21 protein-coding genes and 1 riboswitch are annotated in these 22,866 nt (G+C 69.2%); of the genes, 18 read left to right on the forward strand and 3 right to left on the reverse strand.

The features are described 5' to 3' along the window. Positions 1–3 precede the first annotated feature (3 nt). The 12 genes from CHC08_RS02620 to CHC08_RS02675 all read left to right on the forward strand — a co-directional run bounded on the left by CHC08_RS02620 (position 4) and on the right by CHC08_RS02675 (position 13,945). On the forward strand, positions 4–918 hold the full coding sequence (locus tag CHC08_RS02620; protein ID WP_089205517.1) for a carbohydrate kinase family protein: 915 nt from the start codon (positions 4–6) through the stop codon (positions 916–918). 11 nt (positions 919–929) lie between these two features. Continuing rightward, a complete protein-coding gene (locus tag CHC08_RS02625; protein ID WP_089205518.1) occupies positions 930–2,153 on the forward strand; it encodes an aminotransferase class III-fold pyridoxal phosphate-dependent enzyme in 1,224 nt (407 codons plus the stop codon). A gap of 134 nt (positions 2,154–2,287) precedes the next feature. Next, positions 2,288–3,190: a tRNA (adenine-N1)-methyltransferase gene (locus CHC08_RS02630; protein ID WP_239514449.1), complete on the forward strand. Its 903-nt coding sequence runs from the start codon at positions 2,288–2,290 to the stop codon at positions 3,188–3,190. A gap of 177 nt (positions 3,191–3,367) precedes the next feature. Further along, on the forward strand, positions 3,368–5,131 hold the full coding sequence (arc, locus tag CHC08_RS02635; RefSeq protein ID WP_089205519.1) for a proteasome ATPase: 1,764 nt from the start codon (positions 3,368–3,370) through the stop codon (positions 5,129–5,131). A gap of 204 nt (positions 5,132–5,335) precedes the next feature. Continuing rightward, a complete protein-coding gene (locus CHC08_RS02640) occupies positions 5,336–6,469 on the forward strand; it encodes an acyltransferase family protein (protein ID WP_245878081.1) in 1,134 nt (377 codons plus the stop codon). A gap of 86 nt (positions 6,470–6,555) precedes the next feature. Further along, positions 6,556–8,073 carry a depupylase/deamidase Dop gene (dop, locus tag CHC08_RS02645; protein WP_089205521.1) on the forward strand — a complete coding sequence of 506 codons (1,518 nt, stop codon included), beginning with the start codon at positions 6,556–6,558 and terminating at the stop codon, positions 8,071–8,073. Between the two features lie 115 nt (positions 8,074–8,188). Continuing rightward, positions 8,189–8,282: riboswitch (adenosylcobalamin (AdoCbl) riboswitch) on the forward strand. A 43-nt stretch (positions 8,283–8,325) separates the two neighbouring features. Continuing rightward, positions 8,326–8,520, forward strand: coding sequence for a CbtB domain-containing protein (locus CHC08_RS02650; RefSeq protein WP_179281851.1), 195 nt, complete (start codon positions 8,326–8,328; stop codon positions 8,518–8,520). Positions 8,521–8,527: 7 nt separating this feature from the next. Further along, positions 8,528–9,274: a CbtA family protein gene (locus CHC08_RS02655; protein WP_089205522.1), complete on the forward strand. Its 747-nt coding sequence runs from the start codon at positions 8,528–8,530 to the stop codon at positions 9,272–9,274. Next, entirely contained in the window at positions 9,274–9,837 is a 564-nt protein-coding gene (locus CHC08_RS02660; protein ID WP_089205523.1) for a histidine phosphatase family protein, read from the forward strand. The genes CHC08_RS02655 and CHC08_RS02660 overlap by 1 nt, the downstream gene beginning before the upstream one ends. Next, positions 9,834–11,954, forward strand: coding sequence for a putative cobaltochelatase (locus tag CHC08_RS02665; RefSeq protein ID WP_089205524.1), 2,121 nt, complete (start codon positions 9,834–9,836; stop codon positions 11,952–11,954). Before CHC08_RS02660 ends, CHC08_RS02665 begins: the two co-directional genes overlap by 4 nt. A 75-nt stretch (positions 11,955–12,029) precedes the next feature. Next, positions 12,030–12,632, forward strand: a complete 603-nt coding sequence (gene cobO / locus CHC08_RS02670; protein WP_089205525.1) for a cob(I)yrinic acid a,c-diamide adenosyltransferase — start codon at positions 12,030–12,032, stop codon at positions 12,630–12,632. Next, positions 12,626–13,945 (forward strand): cobyrinic acid a,c-diamide synthase CobB, encoded by a 1,320-nt coding sequence (locus CHC08_RS02675; protein WP_089205526.1) that lies wholly within the window; start codon positions 12,626–12,628, stop codon positions 13,943–13,945. The genes cobO and CHC08_RS02675 overlap by 7 nt, the downstream gene beginning before the upstream one ends. 4 nt (positions 13,946–13,949) lie before the next feature. On the opposite strand, the gene CHC08_RS02680 is transcribed toward CHC08_RS02675, so the two are convergent. The 3 genes from CHC08_RS02680 to CHC08_RS02690 form a co-directional block, all read right to left on the reverse strand. Then, a complete protein-coding gene (locus CHC08_RS02680) occupies positions 13,950–14,759 on the reverse strand; it encodes a serine/threonine-protein kinase (protein WP_245878098.1) in 810 nt (269 codons plus the stop codon). 327 nt (positions 14,760–15,086) lie between these two features. Continuing rightward, positions 15,087–15,881, reverse strand: a complete 795-nt coding sequence (locus tag CHC08_RS02685; RefSeq protein ID WP_089205723.1) for a serine/threonine-protein kinase — start codon at positions 15,879–15,881, stop codon at positions 15,087–15,089. A gap of 98 nt (positions 15,882–15,979) precedes the next feature. Then, a complete protein-coding gene (locus tag CHC08_RS02690) occupies positions 15,980–16,384 on the reverse strand; it encodes a hypothetical protein (RefSeq protein ID WP_089205528.1) in 405 nt (134 codons plus the stop codon). 234 nt (positions 16,385–16,618) lie between these two features. Between CHC08_RS02690 and CHC08_RS02695 the strand changes: the two genes are divergently transcribed. The 6 genes from CHC08_RS02695 (at position 16,619) to CHC08_RS02720 (ending at position 22,866) form a co-directional block, all read left to right on the forward strand. Continuing rightward, positions 16,619–16,828: a ubiquitin-like protein Pup gene (locus tag CHC08_RS02695; protein WP_089205529.1), complete on the forward strand. Its 210-nt coding sequence runs from the start codon at positions 16,619–16,621 to the stop codon at positions 16,826–16,828. 724 nt (positions 16,829–17,552) lie between these two features. Next, positions 17,553–18,371, forward strand: coding sequence for a proteasome subunit beta (gene prcB / locus CHC08_RS02700; protein ID WP_089205530.1), 819 nt, complete (start codon positions 17,553–17,555; stop codon positions 18,369–18,371). Between the two features lie 25 nt (positions 18,372–18,396). Continuing rightward, positions 18,397–19,197: a proteasome subunit alpha gene (gene prcA, locus CHC08_RS02705; protein ID WP_089205724.1), complete on the forward strand. Its 801-nt coding sequence runs from the start codon at positions 18,397–18,399 to the stop codon at positions 19,195–19,197. Between the two features lie 329 nt (positions 19,198–19,526). Next, entirely contained in the window at positions 19,527–20,885 is a 1,359-nt protein-coding gene (gene pafA / locus CHC08_RS02710; protein ID WP_089205531.1) for a Pup--protein ligase, read from the forward strand. Between the two features lie 243 nt (positions 20,886–21,128). Beyond that, positions 21,129–21,953 carry an FKBP-type peptidyl-prolyl cis-trans isomerase gene (locus CHC08_RS02715; RefSeq protein ID WP_179281852.1) on the forward strand — a complete coding sequence of 275 codons (825 nt, stop codon included), beginning with the start codon at positions 21,129–21,131 and terminating at the stop codon, positions 21,951–21,953. Between the two features lie 271 nt (positions 21,954–22,224). After that, positions 22,225–22,866 carry a helix-turn-helix transcriptional regulator gene (locus CHC08_RS02720; RefSeq protein ID WP_089205533.1) on the forward strand — a complete coding sequence of 214 codons (642 nt, stop codon included), beginning with the start codon at positions 22,225–22,227 and terminating at the stop codon, positions 22,864–22,866.

Genomic DNA, 22,866 nt, shown 5'->3' on the forward strand with positions numbered 1-22,866 from the left:
GCTATGACCGTCGTCACCCTCGGGGTGCACATCGTGGACGTGCTCGCCAGGCCCGTGGAGTCGATCCCGGACGGGCAGGACACCCACCTGCTGGAGCAGATCCGCATCACCGCGGCGGGCGCCGCGGCCGGGACCGCCGTCGACCTGGCCAGGCTGGGCGTCGACGTCTTCTCGATGGGAGCCGTCGGCGACGACGAGCTCGGGGACTTCCTCCTCATGGTCATGGGGCGGCACGGGGTGGACGTGACCGGGATCGTCCGCAAGGACGGCGAGCAGACCGCGGCCTCGATCCTGCCCATCCGGCCCGACGGCGGGCGCCCGTCCTTCCACGTCCCCGGCGCCAACCTGAGCCTGTCCCCCGCCGACCTGGACCGCGAGCGCGTCCTCGGCGCGAAGGTCGTGCATCTGGGCGGCATGGACGTGACCTGGGGTCTGTACGACCCGGCGTTCTTCGCGCTGCTGGACGAGGCGCGACGGGGCGGCACGGTCGTCACCATGGACCTGCTGTCCAACATGCCGGATCTGATGCAGGGAGCCCGGAGTTTCCTGCCGCACATCGACTACCTCCTGCCCAACGAGGAGCAGGCGCTCCTGATGAGCGGCGCGAGCGGGGTCGAGGAGGCGGCGACCGCCCTGCTGGGCGAGGGGCCCACGGCCGTGCTCGTCACGCTGGGCGGCGAGGGAAGTCTCATCGCCACGGCGTCCGGAATCACCCGCGTCCTCGCGCTCGACGTTCCGGTCGTGGACACCACCGGCTGCGGCGACGCCTACTGCGCCGGGTTCATCGCCGGTCTGGTCGACGGCCGCGAGGTCGTCGGCGCCGCCCGGCTGGGCACCGCGGTGGCCGCCCGCGTCGCGGGAGGCCTCGGCTCGGACGCGGGCCTGGACGGCGCGCGGAATCTGCGAGACAAGGAGTGAAGGAGAGACCTATGTTCAACGACGCCAACCTCAGGGAGCGGGCCGCCAAGGTCGTGCCCGGCGGCATGTACGGCCATCTCAACGCGGCCCTGCACGGCCCCGGCTACCCGCAGTTCTTCGTGGGGGGCGAGGGCTGCCGCCAGCGCGACGCCGACGGCCGCGAGTACGTCGACCTCATGTGCTCCTGGGGCCCCATCGTGATCGGCCACCGCCACCCCGCGGTGGAGGCCGCGGTCGCCGCGCAGCTCGCCGAGGGCGACTGCCTCAACGGCCCAGGCCCGGTCTACGTGGAGCTCGCCGAGCTGATGGTGGAGACCATCCCGCAGGCCGAATGGGTGATGTTCTCCAAGAACGGCACCGACGCCACCACCCAGGCCCTGATGATCGCCCGGGCCGCCACCGGCCGGACCAAGGTGCTCATGGCCCACGGCTCCTACCACGGGGCCGACCCCTGGTGCACGCCCAGCCTCTCGGGCACCACGCCCAACGAGCGCGCCGACCTGATCGAATACACCTACAACGACCTGGCCAGCGCCGAGGCCGCCGCGGCCCAGGCGGAGGGCGACGTCGCCGCGATCATCGTGACGCCGTTCAAGCACGACTCCTTCGAGGACCAGGAGCTCGCCGCGGGCGAGTTCGCCCGGGGCCTGCGGGCCCTGGCCGACCGGATCGGCGCCGCGCTGGTGATCGACGACGTGCGCGGCGGCTGGCGGCTCGACCTCGGCGGCTCCTGGGAGACCCTGGGCGTCCGCCCCGACCTCTACGCCTTCAGCAAGGCCATGGCCAACGGCTACCCGATCGCCGCGGTCACCGGCGTGGACTCCCTCCGGGGTCCGGCCCAGACGATCTACTCCACCGGCTCGTTCTGGTTCAACGCCGCCCCGATGGCCGCCGCCAAGGCCACCATCGAGACCCTGCGCGACATCGGCGGCGTCGCCCTGATGGAGCGCGCCGGCACCCGCCTGCGAGAAGGTCTCGCGGCCCAGGCCGCCTCGCACGGCTTCGTGGTCAACCAGACGGGTCCCGTACAGATCCCGTGGCTCTCCTTCGAGGGTGACGCCACCCTGGAGAAGGCCATGTTCTGGTCCTCGGCCTGCCTGCGGGAGGGCGTCTACCTCCACCCCTGGCACAACTGGTTCCTGTCGGCGGCCCACACCGACGCCGACATCGACCGCGCGCTCCAGGGCACCGACGCCGCCTACGCCAAGCTCAGGGCCGCGTTCGGCGCGGACTGACCCGGGGAAGCGGGGAGACATCCGGTAAGGGCTGCCCGATATCTGCCGGAAGCATCGGGTTTTCTGTGCGCTCCGGTTCCTTGTCGATCCTTGACCGGAACCGGGCGCCGCCGTACGCCGATAACCTTGCGGGCATGGGTTTTCGCAGGCATGGGCCGTTTCAGGCCGGGGATCAGGTTCAGCTCACCGACCCCAAGAACAAGCGTCACACGGTGACGCTGAAGGAAGACGGCGTGTTCCACACGCACAAGGGCGGGATCCCGCACAGTGAGCTGATCGGTCAGCCCGAGGGCTCGGTGGTGCGTTCGTCCGGCGGCACCCAGTACCTCGCGTTCAGGCATCTGCTCTCCGACTACACGCTCTCCATGCCGCGCGGCGCGGCGGTGATCTACCCGAAGGACTCGGCGCAGATCGTCGGAATGGCCGACATCTTCCCCGGCGCGCGCGTCGTGGAGGCGGGGGTCGGCTCCGGGGCTCTCACCTGCTTCCTGCTCCGTGCCGTGGGGTCGGAGGGAACGGTGACCTCCTATGAGCGGCGCGAGGATTTCGCCGAGGTCGCCACCAAGAACGTGGAAAAGTTCTACGGCGGCCCGATGGATCAGTGGCGCCTGGTGGTCGGTGACTTCGTGGAGTCCCTCGACGAGAGCGACGTCGACCGCATCATCCTCGACATGCTGGCTCCGTGGGAGTGCGTCGACGCCGCGTCCAAGGCACTCACTCCGGGTGGTGTTATCTGCTGCTATGTAGCGACCACGACCCAATTGTCCCGTACCGTCGAAACTCTGCGCGAACACGGGAGTTTCACCGAGCCTCATGCGTGGGAGACCCTGGTTCGCGACTGGCATGTCGAAGGGCTTGCGGTGAGACCCGATCACAGGATGGTCGGCCACACCGGCTTTCTCGTCACGGCCCGTCGCATGGCCGACGGGGTGACACCGCCACCCCGCCGTAGGCGTCCGGCTAAGGGGGTACAGGTCGAGGAGTCCACGTCTACGTCCACGCCGCATGATGACGATTCGGCCACGACAGTACGCTGAGGAGTCCACGGGAACAGACTGCCGTGTTCTTATGCTTCTAGGCACTAAACGCACTAAAAGGGATTAATCACTACGCACTTAATGTAGCCATACGAACACCGCTCAGCTAGGTAAGCGAGAGCCCCCAGATGGGTAGGGTTTTGAGTAGTCGGTCTCGACTGGGAAGGAGGTGACGCCGTGGCAGCTCGCGACGACGCTGAGGCTCGAGCCGCGCAGCGCGAACGGGAGGTCGCTGACCTCACAACACAGGTCTCCTTCCTGCAGGAGGAGATCACCGCGTTACGTCGGAAGCTGACGGAGTCTCCCCGGCAGGCCAGGATTCTCGAAGAGCGTCTCCATGACATACAGGCGAATCTCGCGGCCGTCACCGGCCAGAACGAGCGTCTGGTGGCCACCCTCAAGGAGGCCAGAGACCAGATCGTCGCCCTCAAGGAGGAAGTAGACCGGTTGGCGCAGCCGCCGTCCGGGTTCGGTGTGTTCCTTGAAGCCAGAGAAGACGGCACGGTGGAAGTCTTCACCGGTGGCCGCAAACTCCGAGTGAACGTCAGTCCGGCGGTGGATGTCGACTCGCTGAAGCGTGGCCAGGAGGTCATGCTCAACGAGGCGCTCAACGTGGTCGAGGCCCTCGGATTCGAGGAGCTCGGCGAGATCGTGATGCTCAAGGAGCTCCTTGAGGACGGCCAGCGCGCGCTGGTGATCTCGCACGCCGACGAGGAGCGGGTGGTGAAACTGGCCGACTCCCTGATCGGTCAGCCGATCCGGGCCGGCGACTCACTGCTGCTGGAGTCGCGTTCGGGTTACGTCTACGAGCGCATCCCCAAGTCGGAGGTCGAAGAGCTCGTCCTGGAGGAGGTGCCCGACATCTCCTACGAGGAGATCGGCGGCCTCATGCGGCAGATCGAGCAGATCCGGGACGCCATCGAGCTTCCCTACCTGCACGCCGACCTCTTCCGGGAGCACAAGCTTCGCCCGCCCAAGGGGGTCTTGCTGTACGGCCCGCCCGGTTGCGGCAAGACGCTCATCGCCAAGGCCGTCGCCAACTCCCTGGCCAAGCAGGTCGCGGAGAAGACCGGCCAGTCCGGCAAGAGCTTCTTCCTCAACATCAAGGGTCCCGAGCTTCTCAACAAGTACGTCGGTGAGACCGAGCGGCACATCCGCCTGGTCTTCCAGCGGGCTCGGGAGAAGGCCTCCGAGGGCACCCCGGTGATCGTGTTCTTCGACGAGATGGACTCGATCTTCCGGACCCGAGGCTCGGGCGTCTCCTCCGACGTCGAGAACACCATCGTTCCCCAGCTCCTGAGCGAGATCGACGGTGTCGAGGGGCTGGAGAACGTCATCGTCATCGGCGCCTCCAACCGCGAGGACATGATCGACCCGGCGATCCTGCGGCCCGGCCGCCTGGACGTCAAGATCAAGATTGAGCGGCCGGACGCCGAGGCGGCCAGGGACATCTTCTCGAAGTACCTCATCTCGGAGCTCCCGCTCCACCCCGAAGATCTCTCCGAACACGGCGACAGCCGTGAGGGGACCATCGCGGGCATGATCCAGCGGGTCGTCGAGCGGATGTACACCGAAAGCGAGGAGAACCGCTTCCTCGAGGTGACCTACGCCAACGGTGACAAGGAGGTCCTGTACTTCAAGGACTTCAACTCCGGCGCCATGATCCAGAACATCGTGGACCGCGGTAAGAAGATGGCGATCAAGCAGTTCCTCGAGACCGGGCAGAAGGGCCTGCGGATCCAGCATCTGCTGGCGGCCTGCGTGGACGAGTTCTCCGAGAACGAGGACCTGCCCAACACCACCAACCCCGACGACTGGGCTCGGATCTCCGGTAAGAAGGGCGAGCGGATCGTCTACATCCGCACCCTTGTGACGGGCAAGCAGGGCACGGAGGCCGGCCGTTCCATCGACACGGTGGCCAACACCGGTCAGTACCTCTAGCAAAACGCCGACGGCGTGGTCCCCTCCGTCGAGGGGACCACGCCGTCGGCGTTTTGTGCCGTCAATTCCGTTTTCACACCCGTCACAGGAATGAACAGAAGTGAACGGGCGTCACAGGGAACCCAACTGATCGAAATGCCGTCCAAGTGGCGTGCGTGAACATTTCGGCTCGGCACCCAGGTGACCGGCACGGGGCCTCGCGAGGTGGTCCGGGAAAGCGGCCGCCTCGCCGAACTCGACCTCCTGCGTTTTGTCGCCGCCCTGGCGGTGGTCTCCTTCCACTACTTCATCGCCTTCGCCTCGGTGTGGGGGGATCGCCCGGCCGAGCTGTTCCCCGCGATCTCCACGCTGTCCGGGCTCGGCATCCTCGGCGTCGAGCTGTTCTTCATGATCAGCGGTTTTGTCATCCTGATGAGCATCTGGGGCCGGGGGATCGGAGCGTTCGCCCTCTCCCGGCTGGTGCGGCTCTTCCCGGCCTACTGGGTCAGCGTCGCCGCCACCGCCGCCGTCTACGGCCTGACCGCCGCCACGGCACTGGACCCCAAGCTCAGCCTCGGGGAGTACGGGATCAACCTCACGATGCTCCAGCGGGCCTTCGGCGTCTACGACGCCAACGGGGTCTACTGGTCGCTCTGGGCCGAGCTCCGCTTCTATCTGCTGATCTCGGTCCTGGTCCTCGTCGGGGTGACGTTCAACCGCTGCCTGATCTTCATGGGCGTCTGGCTGCTGGCCGCGGGGATCTTCTCGAACAGCGACGCCGCGTGGGTCGACCTCGTGGTGATGCCCAAGTACGCGGCGTACTTCGTCGGCGGCATGGCCTTCTTCCTGATGACCAGGTACGGGCCCAAGCTGATCCTGTGGTGTTTCGCCGGGGTCAGCGGGGGCCTGGCGGTCAACGCGGCGATGGAGCGGGTCGCGGGACGGATCGAACTGGTCGGCTACGCCGCGATGCCCGTGCCCGGCTGGGCCGTCGCCGTCGTCGTGATCGGCTTCTACGTGCTCATGGCGGCGGTGGCGCTCGGCGGGCTGCGCCGGATCCGCTGGCGTGGCCTGACCGTCCTGGGCGCGCTCACCTACCCGCTCTACCTCTTCCACCCCACGGCCGCCGTCCTGATCATTCCCCTCCTCCGGGACACGCTGCCGCCCTGGCTGACCGCCGTGGTCACCGTGGGGGCCGCGATGGCCTTCTCCTACCTCGTGTACCGGGTGGCCGAGCGGCCCATCCAGGAGTTCGTGAAGGCCAGGAGGCGCGGGAGGTCTCCGCTGCCGCCCGTCTCGCCACCCGCTCCACCCACCGGGATGCCCTTCATGACAGGCGAAAAGGCCTCGGTGCCATAACTGTCTGACCACCGGGCATAGTGAAGGGTCTAGGGTCGGGAATACATACCGAGAAGAGAACAGTCCCGGATGAACAGAGGGTGCGCATGACGGTACGGCGGGTGATGGGCATCGAGACCGAATACGGCATCTCCGTGCCCGGACAGCCGGGGGCCAACGCGATGGTGACCTCCTCCCAGGTTGTGAACGCCTACCTGGCCGCCTCGACGGCCAGGGCGCGGCGCGCGCGATGGGACTTCGAGGAGGAGAATCCTCTGCGTGACGCGCGAGGTTTCGACCTGGCCAGGGAGGTGGCCGACCAGAGTCAGCTCACGGACGAGGACCTCGGTCTGGCCAACGTGATCCTGACCAACGGCGCCCGGCTGTACGTGGACCATGCCCATCCCGAATACTCAACTCCCGAGTGCACCAACCCGCGAGCCGCGGTGATCTGGGACAAGGCGGGGGAGCGGGTCATGCACGACGCCGCGGTCCGTGCCTCGGCGGTGCCGGCCAACGCCCCGATCCAGCTCTACAAGAACAACACCGACAACAAGGGCGCCTCCTACGGCTGTCACGAGAACTACCTGATGCGGCGGGCCACGCCGTTCGCCGACATCGTCAGGCATCTGACGCCGTTCTTCGTCTCCCGGCAGGTCGTCACCGGCGCGGGCAAGGTCGGCATCGGCCAGGACTCGCGCAGCGAGGGCTTCCAGATCAGCCAGCGGGCCGACTTCTTCGAGGTCGAGGTGGGCCTGGAGACCACGCTCAAGCGGCCGATCATCAACACCCGGGACGAGCCGCACGCCGACCCGGAGAAATATCGCCGCCTGCACGTCATCATCGGTGACGCCAATATGTCGGAGATCTCTACTTACCTGAAGCTCGGATCCACCGCGCTGGTCCTCGCCATGATCGAGGACGGTTACTTCACCCGCGACCTCACCGTGGACAACCCGGTCCAGGCCCTGCGGGCGGTCTCGCACGACCCCACGCTCAAATACGAGATCTCGATGCGCGACGGCCGCAAGCTGACGGCCGTCCAGCTCCAGATGGAGTATCTCGAGCTGGCGCGCAAGTATGCCGAGGAGCGCAGCGCCAACGGTGTGGACGAGCCCACCAAGGACGTCCTCGACCGCTGGGAGTCGGTCCTCACCCGCCTGGCCGAAGACCCGATGCAGCTCTCCAGGGAGCTGGACTGGGTCGCCAAGCTGGAACTGCTGGAGGGTTACCGCACCCGCGACAACCTTCCCTGGTCCCACTCGCGCCTGCAGCTCGTCGACCTCCAGTATTCCGACATCCGGCCCGACCGCGGTCTGTACAACCGGCTGGTCGCCCGGGGCCGGATGCAGCGTCTGGTCACCGAGGAAGAGGTCCAGCGGGCCGTCGAGATCCCGCCCAGCGACACCCGCGCCTACTTCCGCGGCCGTTGCCTGAGCCAGTACAGCGAGTCGGTCGCCGCCGCCTCCTGGGACTCGGTCATCTTCGACATCCCCGGCCGCGAGTCGTTGCAGCGCGTTCCGACCTTGGAGCCGCTGCGCGGCACCAAGGCCCACGTGGGCGAGCTGTTCGACCGCTGCCGGACCGCCGCCGAGCTGGTGACGGCCCTCACCGGCGAGCAGTGATCCTTCGGCTGTAGGGGAGGGGGCCGATCGGACCCCTCCCCTACAGCCATGCCCAATTGGTCGCAGTGTCCGGATTGACGGGGGATAGGTAACCGGGGTACGTTCCGGGGGATTTGTGGCGGTGCGAGGGAAATCCGGTGAAATACCGGTGCGGTCGCGCCACTGTAACCGGCACTTCGGCGCCGGAAGCCAGGTCACTCGACCGCCACCAACCTACGAAAAAGGGACGCGTAAATCCCGAAGGAGGTGCCTGTGAGCCAGATCTCGGCTCCGCAAGCCCAGCCCATCCCCCTGTCCTCGCTCACCTGGTGGCTGCTCGCCGTACCGGTGCTGCTGCTCCTCGCCTACCTGGTCACGTTCGACCAGGGAGCGATCTCGCAGACCGGTAACTACCTGCACGAACTCATGCACGACGGGCGCCATCTGCTCGGCGTTCCGTGTCACTGAGCCATAGGTGATCACCAAACTCATCGTCCGGGGACTCCTCGTCGGACTGCTCGCCGGGCTGTTCGCGGCCGCCTTCGCCTACACCGTGGGCGAGCCGCGAATCGACCAGGCCATCGCGATCGAGGAGGCGGCCTCGGCCGCCGCCCCGGCCGCCGAATCCCACTCCGAGGCCGCGGAACCCGCGGCCCACTCCCATGATGAGGACGAGGCACTGGTCAGCAGGGACGGGCAGCGTTTCGGGCTCTTCCTCGCCCTGGGCCTGTACGGTCTGGCCGTCGGGGGCCTGTTCGCCCTCGTCTACGCGACCCTGCGCGGCCGGGTCGGACCCCGATCCGAACCGGTGCTGGCGATAACCCTCGCGGCCGCCGCCTTCGGCGCCATCGTCCTCATTCCCTTCCTGAAATATCCAGCCAACCCACCCGCGGTGGGTGACCCCGAGACGATCAACCAGCGCACCGTGCTCTATCTGGTCGCGGTGCTCATCGGGATCCTCGCCGTCGCCGCGGGCACCGCCGCCTACCGGTATGCCGCAGAGCGTGAGCCCTGGCTGCGGTGGCTGGCGGCGGGCGCTTCGACGCTGATCCCCGTGGTGGTGGCCTGGATCCTTCTTCCGGAGATCAACGAGGTGCCCGCGGGCTTCCCCGCCGACCTCCTGTGGGACTTCCGGATCGCGTCCATCGGCACCCAGGCGGTGTTCTGGACCGGCATCGGCGTGCTGTTCGCCTTCGCCGCGCGCAGGCGCAGCACGGTGTGATGACCGCCCCCTCGGGGGTCACCCGTCTGCTGCTCGTCTGCCACGCCTCAACCTCGGCGACGGTACGGGCCGCGTTCCCGGGCGACGAACCGCTCGACGGACGCGGCCTGCGCCGGGCCACAGACCTGGCGCGGGAATTCGGTCACGGCTCGGCGGCCTGCCCCGCCGAGCTGCGCTGCGTCCAGACCGCGGCGGCGCTGGGCCTGCGGATCGACCCCGACCCGCTGCTCGCCGACTGCGACTACGGACGCTGGAGCGGCCGGACGCTCGGTCAGGTCGAGGCCGCCGAACCCGAGGCTCTCGCGTCCTGGCTCGGCGACCCCGCCGCGGCACCCCACGGAGGAGAGTCGATCACCGTCCTCCTCGGCAGGGTGGCCGGCTGGCTCGCCGGCCGCGCCCCCGGGCGGCTCGTCGCGATCACCCACCCCTCGATCATCCGCGCCGCGGTCGTCCACGCCCTCGGGGCACCGGCCGCGGCCTTCTGGCGGATCGACGTCGCACCGCTGGCCCGCGTCGCGCTCACCGGCCGTGGCGGGCGCTGGCAGCTGAGCTACACCCCATGACGACATGCAAGGAGACCTCGAAGGTGCGTGACTCCCGCTATCCCTTCACCGCGGTCGTGGGATCGGAGGACCTGAAGCTCGCGCTGATCCTCAACGCCGTGTCCCCCCGCTCCGGCGGAGTGCTGGTCAGAGGGGAGAAGGGCACGGCCAAGTCCACGATCGTGCGAGCGCTGGCCGCGCTTCTGCCACCCGTCGAGGTGGTGAGCGGCTGCCGCTTCTCCTGCGACCCCGCCGCCCCGGACCCCGAGTGTCCCGACGGGCCGCACGAGGCCCGGACGGAAACGGCGGAGCCTCCGGTTCCTGCGGCCGGTGCCGTACGGCCCGCCCGCCTGGTCGAACTGCCGGTCGGCGCCTCCGAGGACCGGCTGGTCGGCTCCCTCGACATCGAAAGGGCCCTCACCGAGGGCGTGAAATCCTTCGAACCCGGTCTCCTGGCGGGCGCCCATCGGGGCGTCCTCTACGTGGACGAGGTCAACCTGCTCCATGACCACCTGGTCGACCTGCTGCTCGACGCCGCCGCGCTCGGCACGTGCTACGTCGAGCGTGAAGGCGTGTCGGTACGGCACGCGGCCCGGTTCCTGCTGGTGGGCACCATGAACCCCGAGGAGGGGGAGCTCAGGCCGCAGCTGCTCGACCGCTTCGGGCTGACCGTGGAGGTCCGGGCGTCGCGGGAGCCGTCCCAGCGGGCGGAGGTGGTCCGGCGGCGCCTGGCGTTCGAAGCCGATCCGGAGGGGTTCGCCGAGAGATGGTCCGGCGAGGAGCGGGAGCTGGCGCGGCGGATCGCCGAGGCACGGGCCCTGCTGCCCCAGGTGGTGCTACCCGACTCCGCGCTGTGGCAGATCGCCACGATCTGCGCGGCGTTCGAGGTGGACGGGCTCCGGGCCGACCTGGTCACCGCGAGCGCGGCGATCGCCCATGCCGCCTGGCAGGGCCGTACGGCGGTCACCGCCGACGACGTGCGCGAGGCCGCCAGGCTCGCCCTTCCGCACCGCCGCCGCCGTGACCCTTTCGACGCTCCGGGCCTGGACGAGTCCAAGCTGGAGGACCTCCTGAACCAGATCCCCGAGACCCCGGACGGCTCGGGTCCCGAGGACTCGGATCCGGACGACTCTCCTCCGGAGGGTCCGGGGCCCGATGACCCGGGTCCGGAGGGTCCGGGCGGCGGTGGCGACCCCGCTGACGCCGCCGAATCCACTGATTCCACAGCCCCCGCGACGCCGGATGTTCCGGACCCCGGCGCCCCGGACCCCGGCGCACCGGGCGCACAGCCCCCCGCCGATTCGAAGCCGGCGACCGGCTCCGGCGGCCGCGAACAGACCTTCGACGCCGATCCCACGACGAGGACCAGGCTGTTCACGGTCCCTGGGGTCGGCTCGGGAGCTCCGGGACGGCGGTCCAGGGCCATGACCCCCCTCGGCAGGACCACCGGCGCCCGCGTCCCCGAGGCGCGCCCCGGCTCCCTGCATCTCAGGGCGACCGTCGGCGCCGCCGCGCCGTACCAGCGCGAACGCGGCAGGAGCGGCCCCGGCCTGGTCCTGAGGCGCGGCGACCTCAGGGAGGCCGTCCGCGAGGGCCGCGAGGGCAACCTGGTCCTGTTTGTCGTCGACGCCAGCGGATCCATGGCCGCCAGGCAGCGCATGCGCGCGGTCAAGACCGCCGTGCTGGGCCTGCTGCTCGACGCCTACCAGCGTCGCGACAAGGTCGGGCTCATCACCTTCCGGGGCACCCGCGCCGACCTCGTCCTGCCCCCCACCTCCTCGGTCGAGGCCGGCGCGGCCCGCCTGCGCGAGCTGCCCGTCGGGGGCCGTACCCCCCTGGCCGCCGGACTGCTCCGCGCCGCCGAGGTGCTGAGGGTCGAACGCCTGCGCGACCCGGCCAGGCGCCCGCTGCTGGTCCTGGTCACCGACGGGCGGGCCACCTCGGGCACCGTGGAGGAGTCCTACCGCGCGGCGGGACTCCTGGCCGGTATAACGAGCGTGGTGGTGGACTGCGAGGGCGGCCACGTCCGCCTGGGCCTCGCCGGAGCCCTGGCGGGGCGGATGGGCGCCGAGACCGTGCGCCTCGACGACCTCACCGACCTCGCCGGCATGATCCGCGAGCGCCGGAACGCCGCATGACGCGGAGACCTGAGCGGCGCGTGACGCCGAGAACTGAGCGGCGGAGCGCCGCATGACGCAGAGAGAGGACTGACGATGCCGCAGGGCAAACCGGTCAGCGTGCCCGAGGACGGCCTCACCACCCGGCAGCGCCGTGCCCGGCCGCTGCTGATCGTCCATACGGGCCCGGGCAAGGGCAAGTCCACCGCCGCCTTCGGCCTGGCCCTGCGCGCCTGGGACCAGGGCTGGCCGATCGGGGTCTTCCAGTTCGTCAAGTCCGCCAAGTGGCGGATCGGCGAGGAACGCGCCCTGCGGGTGCTCGGCGACTCGGGGGAGGGCGGATCGGTCTCCTGGCACAAGATGGGGGAGGGCTGGTCCTGGATCCAGCGTCCGGGCAGCGAGGAGGACCACGCCGCCGACGCCCGCGAGGGCTGGGAGCAGATCAAACGCGACCTCGCCGCCGAGACGTTCCGCCTGTACGTGCTCGACGAGTTCACCTATCCGATGAAGTGGGGCTGGATCGACGTCGACGACGTGATCGACACCCTGCGCACCCGGCCCGGGGCCCAGCACGTCGTCATCACCGGCCGCGACGCCGACCCCCGTTTGCTCGACGCCGCCGACCTGGTGACGGAGATGGGCAAGGTCAAGCACCCCATGGACGCCGGGCAGAAGGGCCAGAAAGGCATCGAATGGTAGCCCGCCTGGTCATCGCGGCCCCGGCCTCGGGAGCGGGCAAGACCACCGTGGCGACCGGGCTGATGGCCGCGTTCACCCGCCGGGGCATGGCGGTCTCCCCGCACAAGGTGGGCCCCGACTACATCGACCCCAGCTACCACGCCCTGGCCACCGGCCGCCCCGGGCGCAACCTCGACCCGTGGCTGGTGGGGGAGGAGCGCATCGCCCCGCTCTTCCGGCACGGCGCCGCCGGGGCCGACCTCGCGGTGGTCGAGGGGGTGATGGGCCTGTACGACGGCGCGGGCGCGAGCGAGTTCGCCTCCACCGCACACGTCGCCAGGCTGCTGGACGCGCCGGTGGTCCTGGTCGTGGACGCGGCCAAACAGAGCCGGTCGGTGGCCGCGCTCGTGCACGGGTTCGCCTCCTACGACACCCGGATCAGGCTCGGCGGGGTGATCCTCAACCGGATCGGCTCCGAACGGCACGAGAGCATCTGCCGTGAGGCCCTCGCCGAGAGCGGCGTCCCGGTGCTGGGCGCGATCCGCCGCAGCGACGCCGTCGCCACCCCCTCCCGCCACCTGGGCCTCGTCCCCGCCGCCGAACGCCGCACCCAGGCCGCCCAGGCCATGGACGCCGTCGCGGCGCTGATCGCCGCCTCCTGCGACCTGGAGGAACTCCTGCGGCTCGCTCGCACGGCCCCGCCGCTGCTCGCCGACCCGTGGACCCCTGGTCCCTCCGCTCCCGGCGGGGTGAGGATCGCGGTCGCGGGCGGTCAGGCGTTCACCTTCGGCTACGCCGAGCAGGCCGAACTTCTGACGGCCGCGGGAGCCGAGGTCGTGCCCTTCGACCCCCTCACCGACGAGACCCTGCCGGAGGGGGCCCGCGGCATCGTCATCGGCGGCGGGTTCCCCGAGGTGTACGCCGCGGAACTGTCGGCCAACGAACCGTTGCGCAAGGAGGTCGCCGCGTTCGACGGGCCGATCTCGGCCGAGTGCGCGGGCCTGCTCTACCTCGCCCGGCAGCTGGACGGAAGGCCGATGTGCGGAATCCTCGACATCGAGGCCCGGATGACCGGCGCCCTCACCCTCGGTTACCGTGACGCGGTGGCCGTCCGGGACTCGGTGCTGACCAGGGACGGGGAGCGCTACCACGGCCACGAGTTCCACCGCACCGCCGTCGATCCCGCGCCCGACCGGCCCCTGTTCCGCTGGCGGGGAGGCGCCGACGGATTCGGCGACGGCCGGGTGGCAGCCTCCTACCTGCACCTGCACTGGGCGGGAAGTCCTCACCTGGCCCCCCGGTTCGTGGAGGCGTGCCGCGCCCGGAGTTTTTGATCTACTATGTAAAGGAGTTGGGGGGTCTCTGCGTCATGGGCAGTCGCGGTGGCGGCGCCGTCGTCGCCGTGCCCCTCACCCCGGGGATCGCCGACAGCATGCGTACCGCGCGCCTGGCGCTGATGCGGACCGCCGGGTCGCACTGGAGCAGCCCCTCCAGGACCGGGTGGAGCGGCCCGGCCCTCAGCGCCGGCCGCAGATCCCTGGTCGTCTTCATGCCCAGCGCCGCCAGCTCGTCCGTGGCGGAGTACGGTGGCCGGCCCTCCACCGCGAAGTACAGGCTCGCCCCGAGCGACCACAGGTCGGCCGCCGGAGTCGCCGGCAGGCCCCGCAGCCGTTCCGGCGCCATGTAGCCGGGGGTGCAGGCGGCCGGCCCGGTCGTCGAGATGCTCGAATTGCCGTTCAGCGCCGCGAGCCCGAAATCCGTCAGCACCACCCGGTCGCCGGTCAGCAGGACGCTGCCGGGGTTGATGTCCCGGTGCAGCACGCCGGCTTCATGCGCGTGGCGCAGCCCGCCCAGTAGCCGCAACCCGATCCATGCCGTCCGGCGGACCGACAGATGGCCCAGACGCCGCACCGTCTCCTTCAGCGTGTGGGTCTCCAGCAGCTCCATCACGATCCAGAGCCTCTGGCTCTCCTCCAGCAGGTCGTGCACCGAGATCACCGCCGGATGGTTCAGCCGTCCGGCCGAACGCGCCTCGCGCAGTGCCCGGCGGCGCGCGTCGCGCAGGTCTGCCCCGTGCTCGCGGAACTTCGGCCGGATCTCCTTGATCGCCACATCCCGCCGGAGCAGGGAGTCGTGGGCCCGCCACATCACGTTTGTGCCCTCTTGCTCAACCGACGAGATCAGCCGGTAGCGACCCCCCAGTAAGCGGCTCTTTCCCCTACCTGTACCTGTTCCCATGAATCACCCGTCGCCTCTAGAAGCCGGGGCCCTCGACTGATTCATATCTTCACGTGAAGTAGCGCACTACGCGATTACATTGGGTGATTATATGTAACGATTCGGTTGCGCGAATATGGAGAGCCTTGCCCTGGTTCTTCCCAATTTCTGATCAAAGAATCAGCCGTGGTGCGGGTGGCGTGGCGAACGCGGTCGGACGCGGGCTCACGCCGCGTCCGCACCGTCCTCGGATCGCGCTCAGGCCGCGCTGAAACAGCGCGAGTCCGACAGCATCTGCGACGTCCGCTCCGCGCTCAGCCGGGCCTTCGGATCCTTGCGCAACAGCCCGCGCAGCACCGGCTCCAGGGCGCCCGCCCGGCGCGGCGCGCGCGGCGGCTCCTGCAGCGCCGCGACCAGTGCCTGCATCGAATCCACCGTACGGAACGGTGTCCTGCCCTCCACCGCCATGTACAGGGTCGCCCCGAACGACCACATGTCCGCCTCGCGGGTCCCGCCCTGGCCGCGCAGCGTCTCCGGCGCGATGAACGCCGGCGTGCCGCGCATCGAGGTGTTGGCCGTGCCTTCCGGCGCGGCGAAGCCGAAGTCGGCCAGCACCACCCGGTCACCGGTCAGCATGATGTTGGCGGGCTTGATGTCACGGTGGATGACCCCGCCGTCGTGGGCGTGCCGCAGGGCGTCCAGCAACCGGCGTCCCATCGCGGCCACCAGGTCCACGGGAAGGGGGCCCGCCTGCACGATCGTGTCGTGCAGCGTCAGGGCCTCCAGGAACTCCATCACGATCCAGAGCCGCTCGGCCTCTTCGGCGAGATTGTGCACCGTGACGATCCCCCGGTGGCTCAGTCGCGCGGCCATCCGGGCCTCGCGGACCACCCGGCGCCGCTGCTCCGCCGCGGCGGGCCCGGGGGGAAGAGCGATCTCCTTCAACGCCACCTCTCGCTCCAGTAATAAGTCAAAGGCACGCCATACGACACCTGTCGCCCCTTGGCCGACGCGGGAGACGAGTTTGTACCGGCGGGCGATGATGGTGCTCACCACCCAATGATCGCAGTTTCGAACGCCCAAGGCCTACCTGGAACGGTCCGAACACGCCCGCGAACGCTCAGCAATCCGGATCCGCGAGGTGGGAGCCCTCAGACGAGACCGATGCCGAGTAGTAATGTCCCCGCGCCCAGGGACGCTCCGCCGAGGGTGACCAGCCAGATCAGCCGGTTCGGCTTGGTGTCCGAGGGGCGTGCCACGGACAGGAAGAAGCCGAGGGGCATCAGGATCGGTGCCGCCACGATCAGGATCCGGGACAGGTCTCTGAGGCCTTCCGACAGGTCGGCCTGGTCGATGTAGATCATTGCCACGAGGGCGAAGAGCACCAGCACGCCCGCGTGCGCGTGCCCGGCGCGCCACAGGCCGCGCCGTACCGGGTTGTCCAGGTAGCCCGGGATGTTGCGCATGATGTGCGCGAGGAGGGAGATCCCGCCGAAGGCGACGGCGGGCACGGTGATCAGAAGCACTCCGGCGGTGCTCAGCGAGGACGGTGACACGGGGGTCCTTTCATTGGATAGTGCTGCTAGCCAATTATTGGATAGGTGGACTATCTAGTCAAGCGGGCTCGAATTTGCCTTTTGGGGTCGGCGGGGGGTTCTCTGACGTACAGGACTCTCGGAGCGACCTCGGTGACCTCCCGCAAAGATCGCGGGGTGATCCGCGCGCAATGTCTGTCACTTCGGGGAAAGATACGAAGCAGATACGTCCCCCTAAGCGGAGGTGCCACAGATATGGCAAGCAAGGACACTGGTGGACAGAAGCAGACAGGCCGGAGCGACAAGGAGGTGGAGGAGACCGCCGCGGCGGACACCTCTGACGTCCAGGAGCGTCAGGACAAGCTCTCGGACGACGTCGACGCGATCCTCGACGAGATCGACGAGGTTCTTGAGGAGAACGCCGAGGAGTTCGTGAGGTCGTACGTGCAAAAGGGCGGCCAGTAGGGCGCGCGTCCGGATCCAGGAACAGGGGCGAGGCCGGATTCGATGACGAGTCCGAACGCCTGGCCCCGCCGTGGGGCGGCCGGCCGGTCGCCGGATTCGGGCCGGACGGCGGGTGGCGGGCGATCGCGCCCGCTGCCGCGGGGAGCGCCCACGCGGATGCCCTGCCCCGGGATGCCCGGCGTCGAGCGGTGAAAGGCCGTCAAGGAACACCCGGGGGTTTCCGGGGGGCGCCGACACCGGCCGGCACGTGAGGGGACCGGGTCACGCGCCGGGTTCGGCCGTGACCGCTTGAAGCTGTGATCTTTTAACGTTGTGAACCTTTGGAATCCGAGGGGGATGATCGCCGGCCGCACGCGCCGTCACGCCCGGGTACGCGGACCGGCGAGGTCGGGGACCACGCGACGACCGCCGGCCGCGGGCACGCCGCGGCGTCATCGAGGCCGGTCGCGAGCCTGCGGCCCGGCTCGTGGCTGTCGCGTCGCCACATGTCACCACATGTCACCGACCGTCACGGGCTCCACCTTCGACGCCGCCGATGCCCGCGGGCATCGGCGGCCACACGGGCGAACCCGGCCGGAAAGATTGAATGATCCGGACACAGGTGGTTCGCGCTGAGCTGATCGAGGGAAGTGCAAGCAGCACGGCAAGATGAGTAAGGTCGGGCCTTAAAGACCGTACCTTTGGAGGGAGTCGCGTGGGATCGCACAGGGACTTGCCCGCCGGCATGGTGAATCACATTTTTACCGACACCGGAAGCTCCTCGTTCACCGAGTTCGTCAGGTCCCACTCGCCGGACTTGTTGCCCGGCCGTAACGACGTCTTGGCGACTCCGGTCGGCGACCAGATTCCTCATGCCACCACGATCGTCACGGCGATATGCGCCGGTGGTGTCGTGATGGCTGGAGATCGCCGGGCGACCTCCGGCAACATCATCTCCCAGCGTGACATGGAGAAGGTGTTCCGGACCGACGACTATTCGGGTATGGGCATCGCCGGAGCGGCGAGCACCGGCATCGAGATGGCGCGGCTCTACCGGGTGGAGCTTGAGCACTACGAGAAGAGGGAGGGCCGCACGCTCTCGGTGGCGGGTAAGGCCAACCGGCTCGCCACGATGATTCGCGGCAACCTCCCCATGGCGATGCAGGGGCTGGTGGTCGTGCCGCTGTTCGCCGCCTACGATCCCGACCTCGACGGTGGCCGGATCTTCAGCTACGACGTGGGGGGCGGTCCCTACGAGCAGCACCAGCACCACGCGATCGGCTCCGGCTCGATCTTCGCGCGCGGCGCGCTCAAGAAGCTCTACCGTGAGGGAGCCTCCCCCGACGACACCGTGCTGATGCTCGTCCAGGCTCTCTACGACGCGGCCGACGACGACTCGGCGACCGGCGGCCCCGACCTCGCCCGCAGGATCTGGCCCGTCGTCGCGGTGATCACCGCTGACGGCTACCGCCGGTTGTCCGACGAGGAGGTGGCCGGGTTCGTCCAGACGGTCGTCGACTCCCGGATGACGTCTCCCGACGGCCCGACCGCCCCGCTGCGCTAACACGAGAGGATCACTCCAGGTGTCCATGCCTTTTGGATATGTCTCGCCCGAGCAGCAGATGCGGGACAAGGCGGATTACGCGCGCAAGGGGATCGCGCGGGGCCGTAGCGTCGTCGTCCTGCAGTATGTCGACGGCATCCTGTTCGTCGCGCCCAACCCGTCCCGGGCCCTCCACAAGATCAGTGAGATCTACGACAAGATCGGCTTCGCCGCGGTCGGCCGTTACAACGAGTTCGAGGCACTGCGCCTCGGCGGCATCCGCTACGCCGACATCAACGGCTACACCTACGACCGTGACGACGTCACCGCGCGTGGCCTGGCCAACCTCTACGCGCAGAACCTCGGCCAGATCTTCACCGAGTCGATGAAGCCGTTCGAGGTGGAGCTGGTGGTGGCCGAGGTCGGCGACTCCTCCGACGAGGACCACATCTACCGGCTGACCTTCGACGGCTCGGTGTTCGACGAGTCGGGCCTGGTGGCGATGGGCGGCCAGGCCGAGGCGGTCGCGAACCGGCTCAAGGAGCGCTACCGCGACGGCCTGCCGCTGGCCGAGGCGCTGGAGGCGGCGCTGTTCGCGCTGACCGAACCGGGTGGTGAGCGCTTCCCGGCCAACCAGCTGGAGGTGGCGGTCCTCGACCGCAACCGGCCGCACCGCAGGTTCCTGCGGCTCAACGGCCCGAGGCTGGAGCGCCTGCTGTCCGCGGGTTCCGCCGAGGCCGAGGCGTCCGCCGAGACACCGGCGGTCCCGCCGGCTCCCGCTCCGGAGAAGAGCGACACCGCTCCGACCGCTCCCGAGGGTGACATCGACACCGGCTCGGACAGCTGATCACACGATGAGAGAACCGCCGTCCCCGCCGGGGCGGCGGTTCTCTCATGTCACGGATCCGCCCGCCACACACCGATCGACACCGCCGAGGAGGCGGCCGGCCCCGATCACCGCCGAGGACGGCCGGATCGTCAAGGTCGTCGAGATCTTCTGGCGGGGCGGCGGCTGATCCGGTCCGGCGCGGGCGGTCCCGTACGGCCCGCACACGGGCGAAGACCCAGGCACCGGCCGTATCACGCTTAGTCGTCCCCCGCCGGGGGCATAAGCCGTACGACCGAAAACCCCCATGATCCCTCCCACGAGAGGGGTTCGGCGAATAGTGTGAGGCAATGGATCGTCGCATCTTCGGGCTTGAGAACGAGTACGGCGTCACCTGCACGTTCAGGGGACAGCGGCGGCTGTCACCCGACGAGGTAGCGCGTTATCTATTCCGCCGCGTCGTTTCCTGGGGCCGATCGAGCAACGTCTTCCTCCGCAACGGAGCGCGTCTCTATCTGGACGTGGGCAGCCATCCCGAATACGCCACCCCCGAGTGTGACAACGTCGTGGAGCTCGTCACCCATGACAAGGCCGGCGAGCGCATCCTCGAGGGGCTTCTGGTCGACGCCGAGAAGCGGCTCCGCGAGGAGGGCATCGCCGGTGACATCTACCTGTTCAAGAACAACACCGACTCGGCCGGAAACTCCTACGGCTGCCACGAGAACTACCTGGTCGGCCGGCACGGGGAGTTCGGCCGCCTGGCCGACGTGCTGATCCCCTTCCTGGTCACCCGGCAGATCATCTGCGGGGCCGGCAAGGTGCTGCAGACCCCGCGTGGAGCCGTCTACTGCGTCTCCCAGCGGGCCGAGCACATCTGGGAGGGCGTCTCCAGCGCCACCACCCGGTCGCGCCCGATCATCAACACCCGTGACGAGCCGCACGCCGACGCCGAGCGGTTCCGCCGCCTGCACGTCATCGTCGGTGACTCCAACATGAGCGAGACGACCACGCTGCTCAAGGTCGGCGCGACCGACCTGGTGCTGCGCATGATCGAGGCGGGCACCGTGATGCGCGACCTGTCCCTGGAGAACCCGATCAGGGCCATCCGGGAGGTCTCCCACGACATGACCGGGCGACGGCGCGTGCGGCTGGCCAACGGCCGGGAGGCGTCCTCGCTGGAGATCCAGGAGGAATACCTCTCCAAGGCCCGTGACTTCGTCGACCGCCGCGGCGGCGACGAGATCAGCCACCGGGTGCTGGAGCTGTGGGAGCGCACCCTCAACGCCGTCGAGACGGGCAACCTCGACAAGGTCGCCCGTGAGATCGACTGGGTGACCAAATACCAGCTGATCGAGCGGTACCGCAAGAAGTACGACCTCCCGCTGTCGAGCCCCCGGGTCGCCCAGCTCGACCTCGCCTACCACGACGTGCATCGCCGCCGTGGCCTGTTCTACCTGCTGCAGAAGCGCGGTGCGGTGGAGCGAGTGGCCTCCGACCTGAAGATCTTCGAGGCCAAGTCGGTTCCTCCGCAGACCACCCGGGCGCGGCTGCGCGGGGAGTTCATCCGCAAGGCGCAGGAGAAGCGGCGCGACTTCACCGTCGACTGGGTGCATCTGAAGCTCAACGACCAGGCGCAGCGCACCGTGCTGTGTAAGGATCCTTTCCGCAGCGTGGACGAGAGAGTGGACAAGCTGATAGCCGGAATGTGATGGTCACGCTTCGGCAAGATCAGCCGCTGTCTTACCCTTTCTGTATGTGAGGACGGGTAGTGTGGCGCAAACCTGACGTCTGCCTGAGGGATATCTATGCGCCGCCGCAGCTTGGCCGTACTTGCCGCAGTGCCTTTGTTGTTTGCCGCAGCCTGCGGTTCCGGAGGCGGTGAGACCGCAGCCTCAAGTAGTCCCGCGGGAGCCTCGAGCAGCCCCGCGGGAGCCGGGGTCACGGCACTGAAGGTGACGGGAGCGCCCAACGCCAAGCCGACCGTGGCCTTCCCGGCGAAGGTCGTCGAGACCTCCTCCTACCAGGTGCTCACGCCTGGCACCGTCGGCGCGCCCGCCAAGGACGGCAGCAGCGTGGTGGCCAACTTCACCGTCTTCACCTGGGACGGCAAGGAGAACAAGCTGGCCGGCTCGACCTACGACGACGGCGGCCCGCAGGTCGTCACGCTCGACGCGCAGGTCCCGGAGATCCTGCGCAAGGGCTTCACCGAGACCAAGGGCGGAGGCCGGTTCCTGTCGGTCGTCGCCAAGGACGCGCTGCCCGCGGAGCAGCAGGCGCAGGCCCCTCCCGGCCAGTCGCAGGTCTTCGTGGTCGACGTGGTCGGCGTCCCCGAGAGCAAGGCCGCACAGGGCACCGCGACCGACCCCGGTGTCAAGGGCGTCAAGGTGGAGAACCCGGGCGGCGAGGCCGCGCCCAAGCTGACCACCAAGACCAAGGAGAAGGCCCCCAAGGATCTCGTCGTCAAGACGGTGATCAAGGGTACGGGAGCCGAGGTCAAGTCCGGCCAGTCGATCCTGGTGCAGTACGCCGGGAAGATCTGGGGCTCCGACGTCGAGTTCGACAGCAGCTGGGCCCGCGGCGGCGCGCCGATCATGTTCCAGATCGGCACCGGCAAGGTCATTCCCGGCTGGGACAAGGGCCTGGTCGGCGTCCCCCTCGGCAGCCGGGTGCTGCTGAGCATCCCGCCGGACCTCGGTTACGGCAAGGCGGGCTCCGGCGACAAGATCAAGGGCACCGACACCCTGGTCTTCCTGGTGGACGTGCTGGCCGCCTACTGACGGACGGAGCGCGGCCCGTTTCACGCCGGGCCGGGTCCGCTCCCGCACCGCACCTGATCGACCGCCGAAGCCCGGCCGTGCGCCCGCACGGCCGGGCTTCGGCGATTGCCGCGTCGAGCGTGTGGGACGGCCGCCCGGGGGAGACCGCGAGACCTCTGCCGGCCGCACGAGTCACACGAATGGGGCGAAGGCACGAACCCGCCCGCCGACGCGGCGCGAGCATGCCTCCACGGTGCGTCGGCGGGCGGGTCTTCGGCCTACAATCCGGGCTGTGAGCAGTGACGACCTCGATACGGTGGCAGCCCTCCAGGACCCGGTGCGCCGGGCGGTCTACGACTACGTGGCCTCTCAGGGGCGTGAGGTGGGGCGCAACGAGGCCGCCGAGGCGGCGGGGGTCCAGCGGACCCTGGCCGCGTTCCATCTGGACAAACTCGTCGATGCCGGGTTGCTTGAGTCGGGTTTCAGGCGGCTGACGGAGAAGACCGGTCCCGGCAGCGGCCGACCGGCGAAGGTCTACCGCAGGGCGCCGGGGGAGTGGCAGGTCAGCGTGCCCGCCAGGGACTACCGGACGCTGGCGCTGGCGCTGGCCGAGACGGTGGACCTGCTCGGCGGGGACGAGCGGGCCGAGGAGGCCGCGCGGCGGGCCGGGAGCAGGCTCGCGGAGAGGGGCGAGGATCTCGGCGAGGTGCTGCGCCGGCGCGGCTATGAGCCGTACGAGGAGGGCAGCCGGGTGCGGCTGCGCAACTGCCCGTTCCACCTGATGGCCGAGGAGCATCCGCTCCTGATCTGCTCGATGAACCTGGAGCTCTGCCGGGGGCTGCTGGAGGGGCTCGGCGAGGACCCGGAGAGGGCGCGGCTGGATGCGCGCCCGGGGGAGTGCTGCGTCAGTTTTTCTAAAACTAACGAACATTGA

This window comes from Streptosporangium subroseum, assembly GCF_900188345.1.
Taxonomy (GTDB): Bacteria; Actinomycetota; Actinomycetes; order Streptosporangiales; family Streptosporangiaceae; genus Streptosporangium; species Streptosporangium subroseum.

Coding starts and splice junctions, on each gene's coding strand:
- CHC08_RS02680 (WP_245878098.1), bottom strand. CDS start 14,759: ATGTGGCGGGCCCACGACTCCCTGCTCCGGCGGGATGTGGCGATCAAG.
- CHC08_RS02630 (WP_239514449.1), top strand. CDS start 2,288: ATGGGTTTTCGCAGGCATGGGCCGTTTCAGGCCGGGGATCAGGTTCAG.
- pafA (WP_089205531.1), top strand. CDS start 19,527: ATGGATCGTCGCATCTTCGGGCTTGAGAACGAGTACGGCGTCACCTGC.
- CHC08_RS02625 (WP_089205518.1), top strand. CDS start 930: ATGTTCAACGACGCCAACCTCAGGGAGCGGGCCGCCAAGGTCGTGCCC.
- CHC08_RS02675 (WP_089205526.1), top strand. CDS start 12,626: ATGGTAGCCCGCCTGGTCATCGCGGCCCCGGCCTCGGGAGCGGGCAAG.
- prcA (WP_089205724.1), top strand. CDS start 18,397: ATGCCTTTTGGATATGTCTCGCCCGAGCAGCAGATGCGGGACAAGGCG.
- CHC08_RS02665 (WP_089205524.1), top strand. CDS start 9,834: ATGACGACATGCAAGGAGACCTCGAAGGTGCGTGACTCCCGCTATCCC.
- CHC08_RS02620 (WP_089205517.1), top strand. CDS start 4: ATGACCGTCGTCACCCTCGGGGTGCACATCGTGGACGTGCTCGCCAGG.
- prcB (WP_089205530.1), top strand. CDS start 17,553: ATGGTGAATCACATTTTTACCGACACCGGAAGCTCCTCGTTCACCGAG.
- dop (WP_089205521.1), top strand. CDS start 6,556: ATGACGGTACGGCGGGTGATGGGCATCGAGACCGAATACGGCATCTCC.
- CHC08_RS02660 (WP_089205523.1), top strand. CDS start 9,274: ATGACCGCCCCCTCGGGGGTCACCCGTCTGCTGCTCGTCTGCCACGCC.
- CHC08_RS02695 (WP_089205529.1), top strand. CDS start 16,619: ATGGCAAGCAAGGACACTGGTGGACAGAAGCAGACAGGCCGGAGCGAC.
- cobO (WP_089205525.1), top strand. CDS start 12,030: ATGCCGCAGGGCAAACCGGTCAGCGTGCCCGAGGACGGCCTCACCACC.